Annotated in this window: 19 protein-coding genes and 1 pseudogene; 7 read left to right on the forward strand and 13 right to left on the reverse strand. The window is 62.2% G+C overall.

Annotated features, from left to right (window positions below):
- Positions 1-537, forward strand: a 537-nt coding sequence (locus tag LG30_RS0109155) for a VOC family protein (protein ID WP_081966117.1), incomplete at its 5' end; no start/stop codon positions are given.
- A gap of 20 nt (positions 538-557) precedes the next feature.
- On the forward strand, positions 558-968 hold the full coding sequence (locus LG30_RS0109160) for a low affinity iron permease family protein (RefSeq protein ID WP_033130410.1): 411 nt from the start codon (positions 558-560) through the stop codon (positions 966-968).
- 380 nt (positions 969-1,348) lie between these two features.
- Here the strand turns inward: LG30_RS0109160 and LG30_RS0109165 are convergent, their stop codons facing one another.
- The 3 genes from LG30_RS0109165 to LG30_RS21535 are packed head-to-tail and all read right to left on the reverse strand — an operon-like array spanning position 1,349 to position 2,276.
- Positions 1,349-1,636, reverse strand: a complete 288-nt coding sequence (locus LG30_RS0109165) for a sll1863 family stress response protein (protein ID WP_033130411.1) — start codon at positions 1,634-1,636, stop codon at positions 1,349-1,351.
- A gap of 29 nt (positions 1,637-1,665) precedes the next feature.
- Complete coding sequence (locus LG30_RS0109170) at positions 1,666-2,082, reverse strand: BON domain-containing protein (protein WP_033130412.1); 417 nt, start codon at positions 2,080-2,082, stop codon at positions 1,666-1,668.
- A gap of 41 nt (positions 2,083-2,123) precedes the next feature.
- Positions 2,124-2,276: a DUF3309 family protein gene (locus tag LG30_RS21535; RefSeq protein WP_202963148.1), complete on the reverse strand. Its 153-nt coding sequence runs from the start codon at positions 2,274-2,276 to the stop codon at positions 2,124-2,126.
- 202 nt (positions 2,277-2,478) lie between these two features.
- Between LG30_RS21535 and LG30_RS22030 the strand changes: the two are divergent.
- Positions 2,479-2,616: pseudogene (locus LG30_RS22030) on the forward strand (IS5/IS1182 family transposase); the annotation flags it as partial.
- 27 nt (positions 2,617-2,643) lie between these two features.
- Here the strand turns inward: LG30_RS22030 and LG30_RS0109175 are convergent.
- The 6 genes from LG30_RS0109175 to LG30_RS0109200 all read right to left on the reverse strand — a co-directional run bounded on the left by LG30_RS0109175 (position 2,644) and on the right by LG30_RS0109200 (position 7,895).
- Positions 2,644-3,354 carry an ABC-type transport auxiliary lipoprotein family protein gene (locus tag LG30_RS0109175; RefSeq protein ID WP_052100958.1) on the reverse strand — a complete coding sequence of 237 codons (711 nt, stop codon included), beginning with the start codon at positions 3,352-3,354 and terminating at the stop codon, positions 2,644-2,646.
- Positions 3,351-4,304, reverse strand: coding sequence for an MlaD family protein (locus tag LG30_RS0109180; RefSeq protein ID WP_202963149.1), 954 nt, complete (start codon positions 4,302-4,304; stop codon positions 3,351-3,353). Before LG30_RS0109180 ends, LG30_RS0109175 begins: the two co-directional genes overlap by 4 nt.
- Positions 4,301-5,092, reverse strand: a complete 792-nt coding sequence (locus LG30_RS0109185) for an ABC transporter ATP-binding protein (protein WP_052100962.1) — start codon at positions 5,090-5,092, stop codon at positions 4,301-4,303. The genes LG30_RS0109180 and LG30_RS0109185 overlap by 4 nt, the downstream gene beginning before the upstream one ends.
- Before the next feature lies 1 nt (position 5,093).
- Positions 5,094-6,227, reverse strand: a complete 1,134-nt coding sequence (locus tag LG30_RS0109190; RefSeq protein ID WP_033130413.1) for an ABC transporter permease — start codon at positions 6,225-6,227, stop codon at positions 5,094-5,096.
- Between the two features lie 153 nt (positions 6,228-6,380).
- Entirely contained in the window at positions 6,381-6,722 is a 342-nt protein-coding gene (locus tag LG30_RS0109195) for a BON domain-containing protein (RefSeq protein ID WP_052100963.1), read from the reverse strand.
- 741 nt (positions 6,723-7,463) lie between these two features.
- Positions 7,464-7,895, reverse strand: a complete 432-nt coding sequence (locus tag LG30_RS0109200) for a GNAT family N-acetyltransferase (RefSeq protein ID WP_033130414.1) — start codon at positions 7,893-7,895, stop codon at positions 7,464-7,466.
- Positions 7,896-8,077: 182 nt separating this feature from the next.
- On the opposite strand from LG30_RS0109200, the gene LG30_RS0109205 reads away from it, so the two are divergent.
- Positions 8,078-8,578: an SRPBCC family protein gene (locus LG30_RS0109205; protein ID WP_033130415.1), complete on the forward strand. Its 501-nt coding sequence runs from the start codon at positions 8,078-8,080 to the stop codon at positions 8,576-8,578.
- A gap of 183 nt (positions 8,579-8,761) precedes the next feature.
- On the opposite strand, the gene LG30_RS0109210 is transcribed toward LG30_RS0109205, so the two are convergent.
- Both LG30_RS0109210 and LG30_RS20955 read right to left on the reverse strand, forming a co-directional pair.
- On the reverse strand, positions 8,762-9,268 hold the full coding sequence (locus LG30_RS0109210; RefSeq protein ID WP_033130416.1) for a GNAT family N-acetyltransferase: 507 nt from the start codon (positions 9,266-9,268) through the stop codon (positions 8,762-8,764).
- A gap of 138 nt (positions 9,269-9,406) precedes the next feature.
- A complete protein-coding gene (locus tag LG30_RS20955; protein ID WP_052100965.1) occupies positions 9,407-10,636 on the reverse strand; it encodes a GNAT family N-acetyltransferase in 1,230 nt (409 codons plus the stop codon).
- Positions 10,637-10,936: 300 nt separating this feature from the next.
- Between LG30_RS20955 and LG30_RS0109220 the strand changes: the two genes are divergently transcribed.
- The 3 genes from LG30_RS0109220 to LG30_RS0109230 are packed head-to-tail and all read left to right on the forward strand — an operon-like array spanning position 10,937 to position 13,382.
- Positions 10,937-11,755, forward strand: a complete 819-nt coding sequence (locus LG30_RS0109220) for a DUF3100 domain-containing protein (RefSeq protein ID WP_033130417.1) — start codon at positions 10,937-10,939, stop codon at positions 11,753-11,755.
- The gene (locus tag LG30_RS0109225) at positions 11,752-12,201 is read left to right on the forward strand and encodes a hypothetical protein (RefSeq protein ID WP_033130418.1); all 450 of its coding nucleotides are present in this window, start codon (positions 11,752-11,754) and stop codon (positions 12,199-12,201) included. Before LG30_RS0109220 ends, LG30_RS0109225 begins: the two co-directional genes overlap by 4 nt.
- Positions 12,201-13,382 (forward strand): M20 metallopeptidase family protein, encoded by a 1,182-nt coding sequence (locus LG30_RS0109230; protein ID WP_033130419.1) that lies wholly within the window; start codon positions 12,201-12,203, stop codon positions 13,380-13,382. Before LG30_RS0109225 ends, LG30_RS0109230 begins: the two co-directional genes overlap by 1 nt.
- A gap of 224 nt (positions 13,383-13,606) precedes the next feature.
- Here LG30_RS0109230 and LG30_RS0109235 read toward each other — a convergent pair whose 3' ends face one another.
- Together LG30_RS0109235 and pdxH are read right to left on the reverse strand one after the other, a co-directional pair.
- Complete coding sequence (locus LG30_RS0109235) at positions 13,607-14,566, reverse strand: LysR substrate-binding domain-containing protein (protein ID WP_033130420.1); 960 nt, start codon at positions 14,564-14,566, stop codon at positions 13,607-13,609.
- On the reverse strand, positions 14,566-15,204 hold the full coding sequence (pdxH, locus tag LG30_RS0109240; RefSeq protein ID WP_033130421.1) for a pyridoxamine 5'-phosphate oxidase: 639 nt from the start codon (positions 15,202-15,204) through the stop codon (positions 14,566-14,568). The genes LG30_RS0109235 and pdxH overlap by 1 nt, the downstream gene beginning before the upstream one ends.
- Between the last annotated feature and the right edge of the window lie 98 nt (positions 15,205-15,302).

A 15,302-nucleotide genomic window follows, 5' to 3' on the forward strand; every position in this document is an offset into this window, starting at 1 on the left:
GGGATGAGCACTGGCATGGCGCCCCATCGCGAACGCTTTGGAGCACATTCACCTCTTGAGGAGCCGGTGATGGCACCCACGCTCGACAGTCTTGACCACGTCCACATTCATGTCGCCAATCGTGCGCAGTCGGAAGCCTGGTACGCACGGGTGCTGGGGTTGCAGCGTCTGCCAGAGTGTGAACCCTGGCTGTCGGCGCAGGGCCCGCTGACCCTGGGCAATGCGACAGCTACCGTCCACCTCGCGCTGTTCGAGCGTCCCGTCGAAAAGTGCCATTCCGTCGTCGCCCTTCGCACCACGGCCGCGGCGTTTCTTGCCTGGCGTGCTCATCTGTCTGCCATCCTCGGCCATGACGTTAAGGCCGTCGATCACCATCTCGCCTGGTCACTCTACTTCAGCGATCCCGACGGAAATCCGTTCGAAATAACGTCCTATGAGCACCAGCAAATAGCAGGGGCGCTGGGCGCAGCAGGCGCCGCTCCTCTCCAGCGAGAGGAGGTCACCCAGCCGGGCGCAGCTCCTGATGTCAAACCTTAGCCGCCAAGAAGGAAGCCCCCATGCGCAATGCAGTCTGGTACTCCCGTTTTGCGAAAGCCGCCGCGCATTTTTGCGGCAGACCCAGAGTGTTTTCACTCGCGGTGGGGGTCATCCTGGTGTGGGTGGTCACCGGCCCGTTGTTCGGCTTCAGTGACACCTGGCAACTCGTGATCAACACCGGTACGACGATCATCACCTTCCTGATGGTCTTCCTCATCCAGAATACCCAGAACCGCGACACCGAAGCCATCCAGATCAAGTTGGATGAACTCATTCGGGCAACCCAAGGCGCGCACAACGCGCTCCTCGATCTCGAGGAGCTGGAAGAGGAGAACCTGGACGCGTTCAAGGTGAAGTACCAGGCACTGGCCGCTGCCGCCCGATCGGAACTGACGCTGGGTAACAAAGACACGGGATCACCCGAACCATAAAAGAGCATCCCTCTCATCGTTGCTATTGCCAACGCCTCTGTGGTCCAGTGTGTCGGTGTTTGTCAACGCGGGCCTGCTTTGATGACGTTGTCTGTGGCTGCCGCAACCTTGCCCCAGTCGGGAACTGACTTCTGCGCGGCAGAGCGTCGATGAGTGGCTCGCCCAACACAAGGGGCAGATACAGCTGAAATAAGGTGAGCAGGGTTGGCCCCTGTTCCCATAAAAAGTGGAGCACATCGCAGGCAAGACAGCGTTACCTATCTCCGCCACAAGGGGCGGTAGCCAAGTAGCAAGGCACAAGTTCTCGTGTTTGCAGGAACCTGCGCCTTGGAACGCGACATCTTTCTGAACCCGACGCCCAAAGGCGCAAGTTTGTGTACTCACTTGAATTTCGACTGGGCGTCGGCCAAACCGGCCTTCAGATCGCCCCACATCTTGTCGGCGGTGATCTTGATCTGCTCCCAGGATTCACCGCTCGCCCTGCCGAGTTCTTCCATCTTTTCGGTGGCGGCGCATTGCTTGACGCGCAAGGACTGGATCTCTTCCGCCCGCTTGACTCTCATATCAGCGGTGATGTTTTCCATTTTGGCTTCCAGCAGATTGATCTGGCTGCTCCACTCCTTGAGCTGCGCGTTCATTTTTTCTCTATATGCCTTGTACACTTCCATGATGTTCTCCTTGGATGCAGGTGAGGACATTATTGGGTCGGGGTGACCACCAGCTTGTTAACGACATTCTCGACGCCGTCTACCGCCATCGCTAACGCATTGGCCTTTTCGCTGTTGGCTTGTGAGTCGACCGTACCGGTCAACGTGACCACACCGCCGACGGTGTCGACACTGATCTTCATCGATTTCAGACCGGGTTCGCCGAGGAGCCCGGTTTTGACCCTGGCGGTCACTTCGGTGTCATCCCAGGATTGGGCGTTTTTGGCGCTTTGTTCCGATATCTTGCCTTCATATTCGTCAACGGTTTCGTCGACTTTCTTGCCGGTATCGCTGACCGCGTCGTCTATTTTCTTGCCGGCCTGTTCGGCCGTCCCCGGTTTGTCACATCCGCTCATCCCGAACGCGAGCAGCAGCGAGATGGCGAGAATAGTGTTGCTGTGTTTCATCTGTTTATTTCTCCGGTGCCAGGTTGCCTGGATTAGGTTGCCTAGATTTTGCCGAGCAGAACAAGGATAAGCATGATGATCAGCACCAGTCCGATGAGGCCGCTAGGGGTGTAACCCCAACTCCGGCTGTGCGGCCAGCTTGGAATAGCACCGATCAATAGCAGAACAAGCACGATCAGTAGAATGGTTCCCATGGTCATTTCCTTCGCCTAAGCGTTGCATATGGGGTGATATACACGACCCATTTCATGGTGATAGTGCAACGAGTCCACCGACCGGGTCTGTTCGCCACCACACAGACCGGGGATACGTTTTTCTACCGAGTCAGGAAGAGGCTCGAAAAAGTCCCTCCCATGAGGTCACAAGATCCTCTTGGTACCATGAACGAGAACCAGCGTGAGTCATCAACTGACTTTTGCTGACGGCGAGTTCAACGGCAAACGCCGCCAGACCCGCAAAGAAATACTCCTGTCTCGACTGGAGCAATGGCTCCCCTGGCCCAGGATGCTGGCCGTCATTGAGCCCATCTATCCCTGTGAAGTCCTCTTCTCTTGCCTGCCTTTACTCTTGCCGCGCTTTGGTGCCTCTCCGGTCTGCTGGCTCGTCTCTGGCGCCGGCTGCCAGTTGCCAGTTGCCCGCCGCGTCGGCACAAAAATTGGCCAGACGCTGCAAGACCTGCTGTACGGCGCTATTGGCCGCCATCACACCGCCGTAGGGATTATCCTCGACCGCCACCACCGCTTCGTCGAATTCGCGCCAGGCCAGCACCTGGCGGCTGTCGCTATCGACCAAGTAGGCACGCAGGGTGAAGCGGGCACGGCTGGGCGAATGGTCGAACTCATGCTGCAAGCGGATGATGTCGACATCGAGGCGCAGGGAACTAGCTGCAACGCTGGGGGCCAGGACGACGGCGTGGAAGGCACCGGTGCCTTCGAGCGCGGCGACGATGCGCGGGGCTATCATCCTGGCCGGCGTATCGATCCATTCACTGTGCGCAAAATACGCCAGCCGGTAGGGCTCGCGGACGTAGATGATGTGTTGGCTGTCGAAACCGGGCGCTGCACGCGGCGGATTGACGACAAGCGTCGGCGCCCTGTTCGATCGGACCGCCGGCGAGGCGGTCACCGGTGGGACAGGCCCGACGCCGGAAAGCGAATAGAAGGCCGGTGGTGGCTCCTCGGTCCCGCCCAGCATGCTGCAGGCGCCGAGCAGGGCCAGCAACAGGGCGGCGACGGCGAGCCGGGACAGGGGGAATTGCACTTGGCGGATCATGGCTTTGGGCTCCTTTCGGATGATTCTCCAGGGCCATCCGGCACAGGTGTGCGGCCAAACAGCAGCCCCGAGGGATTGCGCTCGGTCTGTTCGCTAAGACGACGCAGCGAGCTGCTCAGCACGCTGAGTTCGCCGAGCAGGCGTTCCAGCTGGGGCAGGCTTTCCGCCGTGAAGCGGTTGATGTCGCTACCGACCGCGTTGATGGTCTTGCCAGCGCTGGCGCTGGTGCCGGCGAGTTCAGTGCCCATTTTATCGACGGCGTCGGCCGCTCGGCCGATACGCGCGATCAACGGCTCGAGTTCGGCGCTCGCTCGCGCACTATTCTTCATCGTCCGGGCAGCATCAATAAGGCCAGCATCGATGCTCTCGCTGCGGGCGGCCAAGGTATGTGCCACCCGGGCGAGGTCGGCCAGGGTGCTCTTGAAAGCAGCCTGATTTTCCGGGCCGAGCAGGGCGTTGAGGTTGTTCGAGGTGCTGTCCAGCTTGGCCAGTACGCTGGTCAGGACGTTCTCGAGTCGCGCGGCGAGCGAGGGTTCTGTCCGGATCACCGGATAGTTGTGGCCGGCGGTGGCCCGCAACAGGGGTGAGTCGTTGGTGCCGCCGCTCAGTTCGACATAGGCAATGCCGGTCAGGCCCTGCGTCTTGAGGACCGCCACTGTGTCCTGTTTGACCGGCGTGCCCTGCTCGAGGGCGAAGAGCAGATTGACCCACTCGGGATTGGCCGGATCGAGCTGGATCTGCCGTACCTTGCCGACATCGACGCCGTTGTATTTGACCGGCGCATCGAGGTTGAGGCCGGCGACCGACTCCTCCGAGATCGCGAGATAGAGATCGTACTGCTTCTGGAAGGCGCCGCCCGAGGCGAGCCAGAGTATGACGGCAACCAGCATGGTGCCGAGGATGACGACGAAGCTGCCGACCAGGGTGTAATTGACTTTCGTTTCCATCATATGGCCCCGCTCTGTTGCTGGGCGGCCCGCCCGCGCGGACCGTCAAAGAATTTCCGGATTGCCGGCAGATCGATGTCCGCCAGCTCGGCCATCGAGCCGACCCCCAGCACCTTGCCATCGCCGAGCACGGCGACGCGGTCGGCCACCTGCCACAGCAGATCGAGGTCGTGGGTGATGAGGACAATGGTCAGGCCAAACAGGTCGCGCAGTTTGCGGATCAGCTGATCGATCTCGCCGGCGCTTTCGGGATCGAGGCCAGCGGTCGGCTCGTCGAGAAAGAGCAGTTCCGGATCCAGAGCCAGGGCACGCGCGAGTGCGACGCGTTTCATCATGCCGCCGCTCAGTTCGGCCGGATATTGAGCGCCGACGGCTGGATCCAGGCCGCTCATCGCCAGCTTCCAGTCGGCGATCTCGTCGATCAGCCCATCGGCCAGCGCGGTGTGCTCACGCAGCGGCAGGCCGATGTTTTCCCTGGCGGTCAGCGAGCCGAACAAGCCGCCGCTCTGGAACATGACACCCCAGCGCTGGCGCAAGGCGAGCGCAGCAGTGTCGTCGATATTGGCCAGATCGACACCAAGCACCTGGATCGTGCCCGATTCGGGTTGCTGGAGCAGGATGATCTCCCGCAGCAGGGTCGATTTGCCCGAGCCCGAGCCGCCGATCAGCGCGAAAATCTCGCCGTGGCCGATGACCAGATCGATCCCGGCATGCACGACATGCTCACCGAAGCGGGTCGTCAGCTGGCTGATGGCGATAGCCGGAATGGCGCTGGGGGGCTGGCCGTTCATCTCAGAGATCCAGGGCACTGAAGGCGACCGAGAACAGGGCGTCGGCCACGATCACCAGAAAGATGGCGTGGACGACGCTGCGGGTCGTCTGCCGCCCGACGCTATCGGCCCCACCATGAGTGCGAAATCCCTGGAAACAGCCGACGGTCACGATGATGGCGGCAAAGACCGGTGCCTTGCCGATGCCGAGCAGCAGGTCAGTGACGCTGACCGTCTTGACGAAGCGGTCGAGGAATTCGACGGCGCCGACGGCCAACTGGACGCGCGCCATCAGCATGCCGCCCAAGACACCGAGCAGGTCGGCAAAGATCGTGAGCAGGGGCAGCGCAACCAGCAGGGCGAGCACCTTGGGCAGGACCAGCATGTCGAACGGCGGGATGCCGATGGTGCGCATGGCATCGATCTCCTCGGTCACCGCCATGGTCCCGATCTGCGCCGCGTAGGCCGACCCCGAGCGACCGGCGACGATGATGGCGGTGATCAGCGGCGCGAACTCGCGCAACATCGAGAGACCGACCAGATCGGCGACAAAGATGTTGGCGCCATATTGGCGCAGCTGGTCGGCCCCCTGATAGGCGACGACGATGCCGAGCAGGAAGGAGAGCAGGCCAACAATAGGTAGCGCATCGAAACCGGCGCTGCGTATGTTGTAGAGGATGGGACGCCAGCGAATGCGCGCCGGGTGGGCCAGCCAGCCGCCAAAGGCGAGCGTGCATTCGCCGATGAAGGCGAGCAGGGCGCAGCCTTGTTCCAAGGCGCTGGCCGTGCCGCGGCCGAGGCTGGCGAGGCGGGAAAGAACAGGGGCAGGAGCCGGGATGGGTGAGTGGCTGGCGTCCAGATCCTGGTCGAGGACATCGAGCAATCTGGCGAATTCGGGGCGCAACTGGCGCAGTTCGACGCCAGTCGAATCGCCACGCAGCCGGCGCAGCAGTTTTTGCACGACCCAGGCGCCGACCATATCGAAGGCCTCGATGTCCGAGGCGTCGATGATCCAGGCCGAACCCGCCGGGGCCGACAGCGCATCGAGCTCGCCGGTGAGCCGGCCAATGCCGCGCGCCGTCCACGCACCCGATAACGCCAACGCCTGCGGTGTCGTCAGGGTGATGGCAGCCGGCGTTACCACAGTCAGGATCATGGCCCGCCCGCCTGTTGATAGCTTGAGTGACCCGAACAGGCGACGCGCCAACGCGCCACCATCGATGGAGTGACTCGCCTGAGCAAAGGACCCGCCGACGCGCCACGGTCAGCGGGCCTACTGCACGAGATAGCTGTGGGTAGCAGCGCTTGCCTATTGGTTGACCTCGACCCTGATATCATGTTTGACAGAGGTCACCCCCTCGACGCCCTCGGCAATCGAGACGGCCTTGTCCACCGCCGCCTGATCCGCCGCGCCACCGCTCAGGACAACCGCCCCGGCCTGGTCGGTATCGACATGGATATTGACCAGGCTGGAGATCTGCTCGGCGGCCAGTTCAGCCTTGATCTGGGTGGTGATCATCGAATCCTCGACATATTCCATTGTCGTCGATGTCGTGGCATCGGCACCGTAGGAAGTCTCGGCAGCTTGGCCAGCTACCGGCAGCAGCAACAGACCGGCTACGAGCAAAGGGGTTCTGAGTGTGTGGTTCATGATGGGTCCTTCCCTGAGGGTGAAAAAAGCGCGCGCCCGGCAGCATCAATGCAATCCGCTCGCGGTGACGAAGGTTTAACACGGGGTTGCGGGAAGTTCTGTTCGACATCGTACATAACCCGGGGCGATTCAGATCCACGCCTCAATCGCACACAGTCTTTGGCGCTGGCATACCTGTTAGGCAAATCTTGGCCAAGCACCGCAAGCAGCGCGCACTCTTTGGAGCTGGCATTGTTGTTGGGCGAGTCTTGGCAAAGCACTGCCTGACACTGAGGTCCATTGCAGCGCATTCTAAGCTCACCTCGGGATGCGCTTTTTCCCTGCCATTATCCCCCAGGGGGTCATCCCGCAGGGTACTTTAACCTAATTGGCTACGTAAGCTGGGTGTGCAAGTACGGATGGTATTCTGGACTGGATAGCCAATGCTGCTATGACTGACAGGCATTCTTGAACATGCCTTGGTCAGGAGGGAAGCACGGCGCGAGCGGGAAGTGCCTAGATTAGGGATGGCTATTCAAGGAAGCGGCCTTGATAACGGTAGCACCAGCAGTAACATCAAACGATTTCAATCATCAATAAAAACACATCATATCAATTATTTACCAGCTTAATTCAGCCTCCCCCAACAACGTTTGGAAAGGCCACTTCGCAAGAAGTGGCTTTTTTTATCTCGATCTCCGCAGCAGAACCTGCCGTCAGGGCACCAAGGTTGGTGTTCGTGCCCTGCAGGGCACCGGGAGGCTAGTCGCCAGCCACCAGCATCAATGTCCGCCAGGGGCCGGTGATATCGCAGTGGCCCGTCTCGTCCGTATTCTGCCAGCCCAGTCGGTGATAAAACGCCAGCGCCGTGGTGTTGCGGGTAGCCACCTTGAGGGATGCCGGTTTTGCAAAGCCTGCCATTCCCTCGGCCAGCAAGGCCCGCCCCACCCCCTGCCCGTGCCAGTCTGCCGACACGTACAGATGGTGCACGAAGCTGTCCTCGCCCCAGATTGAGACGAAACCACAGGGGGTGCCACCCTGCTCGGCCACCCAGATCTGCTCGCCCCGGGTCTGTTCGGCAAAATCACTCAACAAGAACAGGGAGGGCTCGACCCAATGAAAAGCCTGTCGCCGCCCTTTGAGAAACAGCTGTGCCAGCACGGGTGCATCCGCCTCTCGCATCCTTCTAATCATGCCTGCATCCTTGATTCACGTGACCATGAACTCCCACTTTCGATGGATCCTGCCACCATGTCAAATGGGCAAAGTAGACCCTCCTGAATACCTAATGCTGTGACAGATGACTGCCAATTTAATCGCCTCAGGGGCTATACTGCCTGAGCCCCGTCCATGACTGGTTTGAGGTTCACTGATTTATGGATAACAAACAGATAGAAGGCAGCATTCTGGTTCCGGCCCACATCGATGATGTCTGGCGGGCCTGGACCACCGAGAGCGGGTTGTGCAGTTTCCTGGCACCGGAGTGCCTGATGGTGCCAGAGCCCAACGGCCCTTTCGAAATCTATTTCAGGCCCGATGCCCCGCTGGGAGAGCGTGGCAGTGAAGGCTGTCGGGTGATGGCGGTCATGCCCCATGACTTGTTCAGCTTCAGCTGGAATTTCCCTCCCCAGTTCCACCATATCCGCCAGCAAAAGACCCAGGTCAGCCTGCGCTTCGTGCCGGAGGGTCAGGGTACCCGGCTCTATTTCTTGCAGACCGGCTGGGCCAAGGATCCGGACTGGGATCAGGGCTATGCCTACTTCCGGGAAGAGTGGCTGGAGCTGAGCCTGCCCAGGCTGCAATACCGTTTCACCCACGGCCCCATCGACTGGAACAATCCGCCGGACAAGCTGCAACTGAAATCCCTGGCTCAATAACCGAGCTCGTCGGCTGCCCACATGCAGGGTGGCCAGCAGGAGCAACGGCCGCACCCGTGATGTACCAGCCCGGGCGCCTGAAACGGCGCCGTGCCGATATCGGGCCGCCATACAGGACAATGCCGTTCACCCGAAAGTGAACGGCATTGTCTCATCAGCATGTTGGGACGGATTGCCCTGGCCCTACTCTTCTTCCATCTCGTCAAACAGGGGGTGATAGAGCACCTCACCCTGCATGCCGCTGAGGCCACCCTGTTGCAGCTCCATCGCCATGAAGCAGTCGGCGGGCACCTCGTAGATACAGTGCAGGCCAAAATCGCTGGCCGGGCGGAAGCCGAAACGGGCGTAATAGGCCGGATCGCCGAGCACCACCACCGCCTTCCAGTCCATCTCCAGCGCCGTATCGAGCCCCTCTCGCACCAGATCAGAGCCGATGCCCTGTCCCTGCCACTCGGGATGCACGGCCACCGGCGCCAGACCGAGCCAGGGACCGTCCTGCCCGTTAATGGTGATCGGGCTCAGCATCAGGTGCCCCATGAACTCGTATTCTTCCTCTTCGACCATGGTGACCACGGCGGCGCCGCACTCGCGCAGGCGATTGACCAGCTCGGCCTCGTCGCTACGGCCAAAGGCGGCACTCACCAGCTCATAGACTGGCAGCATGTCGCCGGGGCGCTCGGTTCTCAACATAGGGCATTACTCCTCGTACAGCAGGGCGACCATTATTTCACAGAAGTTGGGCCCGACTTGAATTCCTTTATTCGAAAATGGGAGGGCGGACTCAGGAAAACGAATGGCATGGACGACAGATCCAATCAAAACAGGCCGCTATTGCCGCTCACCGAGCCGCCGCCGCAGGTAATCGAGCCCCGATTCCCCCCGATCCTTGAGCAAGGCGCCGCCACAGTGGGACTCTTGCCAGGGATCCCGGCGCGCCAGCCAGGCAAAGGGATGACGCCGGATCACCAGCTCGACCCCCGCTATCCTGGCCCGCTCGCTCCCCAGGTCGGCATTGTCCATAAACAGGGCCAGCTCCAGCGCGCCGCCGTCTTCTCCCCGGGCCCAGGCACCGTGCAGTATGACCACCGCCACCTGCGGGTCCGCGAGCAGCGGCGCCAACCTCGCCAGAACCTGCTCGGGCAGCGCCAGGCTGCGGTCCAGCCGCCAGTGGCTCAACTCACCGGGATAGCGATCCGTCCCCGTGCTGCGGCCGCCATAGTGCATGCCAAGCTTGGCCATCACCCGGCCTGAGGCGAGGTTGTCCGGCATATGGCGGGCCGTCAGCGCAGGCAACTTCGCCGCCTCAAACGCGAATGACCTGACCAGGGCCGCCGCCCGGGTGGCGAGCCCCCGGTTCTGCCAGGGCAGCCCCACCCACCAGGCGAGCTCGCCGTTCCAGTGCAGGGAGATGACCCCGATCAGGGGGGCCGGCTCATCCGCTGGATCCAGCGTCAGGGCCCAGGTCCAGCCCAAGCCCAGCGCTGCTTTTCGCCCACTCAGGGCGAGCCAGTCACGGGCCGCCTCGGGTGGATAGGGGTGAGGAATATTGAGGGTGTAACGGGCCAGCGCCTCGTCAGAGCAGTAACGGGCTATGTCAGCCTCATCTTCCGGCCGCAATGGCCGCAGCACCAGGGCACCGGGGCCTTCAGGCTCACGCAGCTCGGGGATGACCAGCCGCCGGGCGAGTAGCTGCCTCAGCACAGCGGCCAGGTCGTCGCCGGCATTGAGCGCGAGATCCGCCCCCACGGGGCCCAGGGTGAGCAGACCGCTCTCCTTGGCCAGGATCAGCAGGGCGGATGAGGCGCTGATGAGGATCCGCTGGCTTGGATCCGCCCCCATGCAGGGCGCCTCGTCCCCGTCCAGCCAGGCGGCGAGCAAGGCGCTGGCCGAGAGGGTACCGTCGGGTGGGCAAGCGGCCCAGGGGGCCGCCTCCCCCTCGGGATAGTGCGCGGCCCGCTTGCTCTGCAGCAGTTGCCAGCGGTGCCCCTGCCCCCGCCACGCCTGCAGCGCGCCCTGCCAGTGGGGTTGCCAGAGCCCCCCCTCGATCAACAACTCCATCACTCCCCCTGTGAGCCGCGCACCGGCGATGACCTGCCGTCACGCGAACCAGATCCTGGTCCCAGGCGGCGCGCCATCCTCCACCGTCGGGACATCCTTTCAAACAGGCAGCACAAGCTGCTGATAATTCACTGTTAACCCCCATGTTTAACACGGTTAAACGGCATACCCCATGAAAAAATGCCATATGCCAGGCTTGATGAACGTCACATTAATGGGGTCCCGCCCTTCCTATCATGCCCCCATCGTGCACCGGCCAGCGCCGGTCATGAATGACAACGCATAACAAGAGAACACACTATGCAGCAATCCAACCCCTTCAAAACGGTGTTAGTCAGTACCCTGGCCACCGCCCTGCTGATCTTCGTGGCCCAATACCTGATCGGGAAACAGGAGATCAGGATAGGCATCGCCATCATCCCCATTCTGCCCATGCTGTTCGCCGTCATCATCGGCATGATCGTCTCCGCCAAACCCGTCAAGGATCGTATCCCCGGCTGGAAGCGCCTCTTCAGCGACAAGGAAGAGGGCTTCTGCGGCAAGATGGTGGGCTTCAGCCTGCTGATCCTGGGTACCCAGTACGCCGGCATGATCATTCCCAACCTGAAAATGATCCTGAGCGTCGGGGTGCCGCTGTTCCTGCAGGAGATAGGCAACCTGCTGCCCATCCTCATCGCCATCCCGCTGGCGGTGAAGTTCGGCTTCGGTCGCCGCGCCATCGGGGCCTGCTCCTCCATCAGCCGTGAACCCTCGGTCGCGGTGATCCAGGGCAAATTCGGCACCGGCTCCCAGGAGTACATAGGCGTGCTCGCCATCTACCTGTGCGGCTCCGTCATCGGTACCCTCTGGTTCAGCGTGCTCGGCAGCATAGCCCCGCTCACCGGTCTGCACCCGCTGGCCCTGGCCGCCGGCTCTGGCGTCGGCTCCGGCTCCATGCTGAGTGCCGCCTCCGGCGCCCTCATCAACGGCCTCGACGAGGCGATGGCCCAGCAGGTGCTGAGTATCGCCGCCGCCTCGAATCTGCTCTCCTCCGCCCTCGGCGCCCTCTCCCTCACCTACCTGGGGCTGCCGCTCGCCGAGAAAATCTTCGCCATGTCGTCCAAAGGAGAACAAGCATGAAGAGCATCGTGATGGATATGCGGTTCGTCTTCCTGGCGATCCTGCTGGCCATGTTTACCCAGACCCTGACCACCGGCCTGCCGCTATGGCAGATGGGGGACAGCTTCGTCGCCATGGCGCTGGTGGTGTTCGCCTCCCTGGTGGCCAAGCGCTACCTGCCCTCCTCCCTGCCGGCCTTTGCCTATGCCACCATCATCGGCATCCTCATCTGCCTGCCACAGACCCCGGTGCGCGGCCTCTTCATCGACGCGGTGGCGAAGATCTCCTTCCTCTCCTGCTGCGTGCCGCTGCTGGCCTTCGCCGGCCTCTCCGTGGGCGGTCAGCTCGAGGAGCTCAAGAAGATGTCCTGGAAGGTGATCCTCATCTTCATGATCGTCTCCACCTGTTGCTTCTTCGGCGCCTCGCTGGTTGCCCAACTCGGCTTCTCCATTCAAGGGATCATCTGATGCGCCACTACCACATCGAACCGGATCTGCTCGCCCTGCGTGACTTCAGCTGCGAGGTGCGCCACCACCTGCACCGCATCCCGGAATACTCGGGGGCCGAGTTCAAGACCTCGGCCTACTGCCGCGCCCTGATGGAAGAGTTCGGCTACAAGATCACCGACTACCCGGGCTTCACCGGTTTTCATGGCGACCTGAACGTCGACCCCAGCCTGCCCACCATCGCATTTCGGGCCGACATGGACGGCCTGGAGATGCACGACATGAGCGAGGTGGCGTTCAAGTCCACCCACGAGGGGATGGCCCACAACTGCGGCCACGACTCCCACATGGCGATCGCCCTCACCACAGCCCGGTTCCTGGCCCAGCACAGGGAGCGGCTGCAATACAATGTGCGCATCCTCTTCCAGATGGCCGAGGAGGACATGCGGGTACCGGGCGCCGGCAAGCTGGTGGAGCTCGGCTGCATGGAGGGGGTGGACGAGGTCTACGCCCTGCACAACGACGGCGCCATGGAGACGGGGACCATCAAGTTCAACCGCGGCGTCATGTCCTCCTGGGGCTCAGCCTGGACCCTGGAGGTGCACGGCATCTCCGCCCACGGCTCGACCCCCCACAAGGGGCTGGACGCCATCCGCGAGGCGGTGCGCATCATAGAGGACATGGACTACATAGTCGCCAAGCGCACCAGTCCGTTCAGCCCGGCGGTGTTTGGCTGCGGCATGATCAACGGCGGCACCATCCCCAATGCGGTGGCCGATCACGTGCAGGCCCGTGGCACCATCCGTGCCATGGACGCCGAGACCGATCAGATCCTGAAAAACAGCTTCAAGGACATCGTCGCCCAGAGCGAGCTGCGCGGCTTCAAGACCAGCATGAGCTACGCCGGCTACCCGGCGGTGGAGAACCACGGCGCCGCCTGCGCTCGGCTGCAACAGGCGGCTGCCAGCGTGCTGCCCGCCGAGGGCATCAATGCTCAGGGCCAGCCCATGACCGGCAGCGAGGACTTCAGCTACATGATCAACGCCACCCCGGACCGCAAGGGCGCCATGTTCTTCCTCGGCAGCGGCTGCCAGGCCAAGGGGATCTGCAACTACCTGCACGCCAACCCCTACTACCTGGACGACGACTGCCTGCTGATCGGCGCCCAGATATTTGTCAATCTGGCGACCCTGGCGGATTAAATACCGCCCTCGACAGCAGACGTCGGCCAAGCCAGGGAGATTAGACGCAATCCGCACCAAGCCCTCGACTAGCTGAATGACGACGCCCGCTGATCGGTATCTGGATCGTCTTCAATATGGCGACCCAGGCAGAGTAAAACCCTGCCACCTAACGAAAAGAGAGGCCAATGGCCTCTATTTTTTTATTCTGGGCAGTGGTTTTATCCACCACAGTGCCGCAGCCCTCACAGCCAGGGCAGGGTCGCCGGATTGGTCGCCTGCGGCTGGTTGAGGAGGGAGAGCTGTACCGTCTCCCGGCTCACGTGGGGGGCGAAGAGGTGAATGAAATCATACATGTAGTCCCGCAGATGGGCATGCCTGCGCAGGCAGACATGGGCCACGCTCGAGGCGATCAGGTGGTCGATGTTGAGACAGACCAGGCTCCCCTTGTCCCCCTCGTCAAAGGCCGAGGTAGCGATCACCCCCACCCCCATGCCGAGGCGCACATAGTGCTTGATGATGTCGGTGTCGGTCGCCGTCAGCACGATGCGAGGGCTGAGGCCATGGCGGCCGAACGCCTTGTCCATCTTGGAGCGGCCGGTGAAGCCGAACACATAGGTGATGAGGGGATAGCGGGCCAGATCCGCCATGGAGAGCGGCTGGCACGCGAGTAGCGGATGACCGTGGGGCACCACCACGCTGCGCCCCCAGCGGTAACAAGGCACGGCGGCCAGCTCGTCGAACAGGTGCATGGACTCGGTGGCGATGGCCATCTCCACGTCCCCGTTTTGCACCATCTGCGCGAGCTGGGCTGGGGCTCCCTGATGCAGGTGGAGGGTGACTTCGGGATAGCGGCGGGAGAAGGCGGTGATCGCCGCCGGCAGCTTGTAGCGCGCCATGGTGTGGGTGGTGGCGATGCGCAACACCCCACTGGTGGCAAGCTGCTCGCGTACCGACAGCTGACCTATCTGATCCACCTGGGCTACCACCCCCTTGGCCAGCTCCATCACCTGCACCCCCATGGAGGTCAGACCCACCAGGTTCTTGCCCTTGCGGGTGAACAGCGCCAGCCCCAGTTCGTCTTCCAGCATCTTCATCTGCTTGCTGAGGGTCGGCTGGGAGGTGTAGAGCTTCTCCGCCGTCGCCGAGATATTGAAGTTGTTCTTCACTATCTCGGTGAAGTTCTTGAGCCGGGCGATGTTCATCAGGGCGCCAGTCGCTCTATGTGCCAGCCTTCCCCTTCCCGGCTGTAATAGAAACGATCGTGCAGGCGATGCGCGCCCCCCTGCCAGAACTCCACGGTGTCGATGACGACGCGATAGCCGCCCCAGAAGCTCGGCAGCGGCACCTCGCCCTTGGCAAACTTCTGCTTGAGCTCGAGGAACTTGGCCTCCAGCACGCCGCGCGCCGAGATGCGGGACGACTGCTGGGAAACCCAGGCCGCGATCTGGCTGTCTTTGGGGCGGCTGTGGAAGTACTTCATCACCTCCAGGGTGCCGAGCTTCTCCACCCGACCGGTGACATGCACCTGCCGGTCCAGGGTGTGCCAGGGGAAGTGCAGGCTGATGCGGGGGTTGCCCTCGAGCTGGCCCGCCTTGCGGCTGCCCATGTTGGTGTAAAACACCATACCCAGGGCGTCGTAGTGCTTGAGCAACACGGTGCGCTGCCAGGGCTGGCCATCGGCGTCCACGGTCGCCACCACCATGGCGGTGGGATCGGTCAACTTGGCCTCGCAGGCCTGGGCCAGCCATTTCTCGAACAGCTCGAGGGGTTGGGCCGGCAGATCGGCCCGGTGCAATCCGCCCCTGGTGTACTCACGGCGCAGATCGGCTACATCCATCATCTTGATTTTCCTTCTCTCTTTGCCGCCAGCGCGGCTACGCATGCAGGCATTGTGCGACGAGCACGCCGGGGGTACAAGCCCGAATGCCCGCAAAACAG

Source organism: Aeromonas aquatica (assembly GCF_000764655.1).
Lineage (GTDB): Bacteria > Pseudomonadota > Gammaproteobacteria > Enterobacterales > Aeromonadaceae > Aeromonas > Aeromonas aquatica.

Coding starts and splice junctions, on each gene's coding strand:
- LG30_RS0109190 (WP_033130413.1), bottom strand. CDS start 6,227: ATGATCCTGACTGTGGTAACGCCGGCTGCCATCACCCTGACGACACCG.
- pdxH (WP_033130421.1), bottom strand. CDS start 15,204: ATGATGGATGTAGCCGATCTGCGCCGTGAGTACACCAGGGGCGGATTG.
- LG30_RS0109165 (WP_033130411.1), bottom strand. CDS start 1,636: ATGGAAGTGTACAAGGCATATAGAGAAAAAATGAACGCGCAGCTCAAG.
- LG30_RS0109210 (WP_033130416.1), bottom strand. CDS start 9,268: ATGTTGAGAACCGAGCGCCCCGGCGACATGCTGCCAGTCTATGAGCTG.
- LG30_RS0109220 (WP_033130417.1), top strand. CDS start 10,937: ATGCAGCAATCCAACCCCTTCAAAACGGTGTTAGTCAGTACCCTGGCC.
- LG30_RS21535 (WP_202963148.1), bottom strand. CDS start 2,276: ATGGGAACCATTCTACTGATCGTGCTTGTTCTGCTATTGATCGGTGCT.
- LG30_RS0109180 (WP_202963149.1), bottom strand. CDS start 4,304: ATGATGGAAACGAAAGTCAATTACACCCTGGTCGGCAGCTTCGTCGTC.
- LG30_RS0109235 (WP_033130420.1), bottom strand. CDS start 14,566: ATGAACATCGCCCGGCTCAAGAACTTCACCGAGATAGTGAAGAACAAC.
- LG30_RS0109185 (WP_052100962.1), bottom strand. CDS start 5,092: ATGAACGGCCAGCCCCCCAGCGCCATTCCGGCTATCGCCATCAGCCAG.
- LG30_RS0109160 (WP_033130410.1), top strand. CDS start 558: ATGCGCAATGCAGTCTGGTACTCCCGTTTTGCGAAAGCCGCCGCGCAT.
- LG30_RS20955 (WP_052100965.1), bottom strand. CDS start 10,636: ATGGAGTTGTTGATCGAGGGGGGGCTCTGGCAACCCCACTGGCAGGGC.
- LG30_RS0109195 (WP_052100963.1), bottom strand. CDS start 6,722: ATGAACCACACACTCAGAACCCCTTTGCTCGTAGCCGGTCTGTTGCTG.
- LG30_RS0109200 (WP_033130414.1), bottom strand. CDS start 7,895: ATGATTAGAAGGATGCGAGAGGCGGATGCACCCGTGCTGGCACAGCTG.
- LG30_RS0109230 (WP_033130419.1), top strand. CDS start 12,201: ATGCGCCACTACCACATCGAACCGGATCTGCTCGCCCTGCGTGACTTC.
- LG30_RS0109175 (WP_052100958.1), bottom strand. CDS start 3,354: ATGATCCGCCAAGTGCAATTCCCCCTGTCCCGGCTCGCCGTCGCCGCC.
- LG30_RS0109170 (WP_033130412.1), bottom strand. CDS start 2,082: ATGAAACACAGCAACACTATTCTCGCCATCTCGCTGCTGCTCGCGTTC.
- LG30_RS0109205 (WP_033130415.1), top strand. CDS start 8,078: ATGGATAACAAACAGATAGAAGGCAGCATTCTGGTTCCGGCCCACATC.
- LG30_RS0109225 (WP_033130418.1), top strand. CDS start 11,752: ATGAAGAGCATCGTGATGGATATGCGGTTCGTCTTCCTGGCGATCCTG.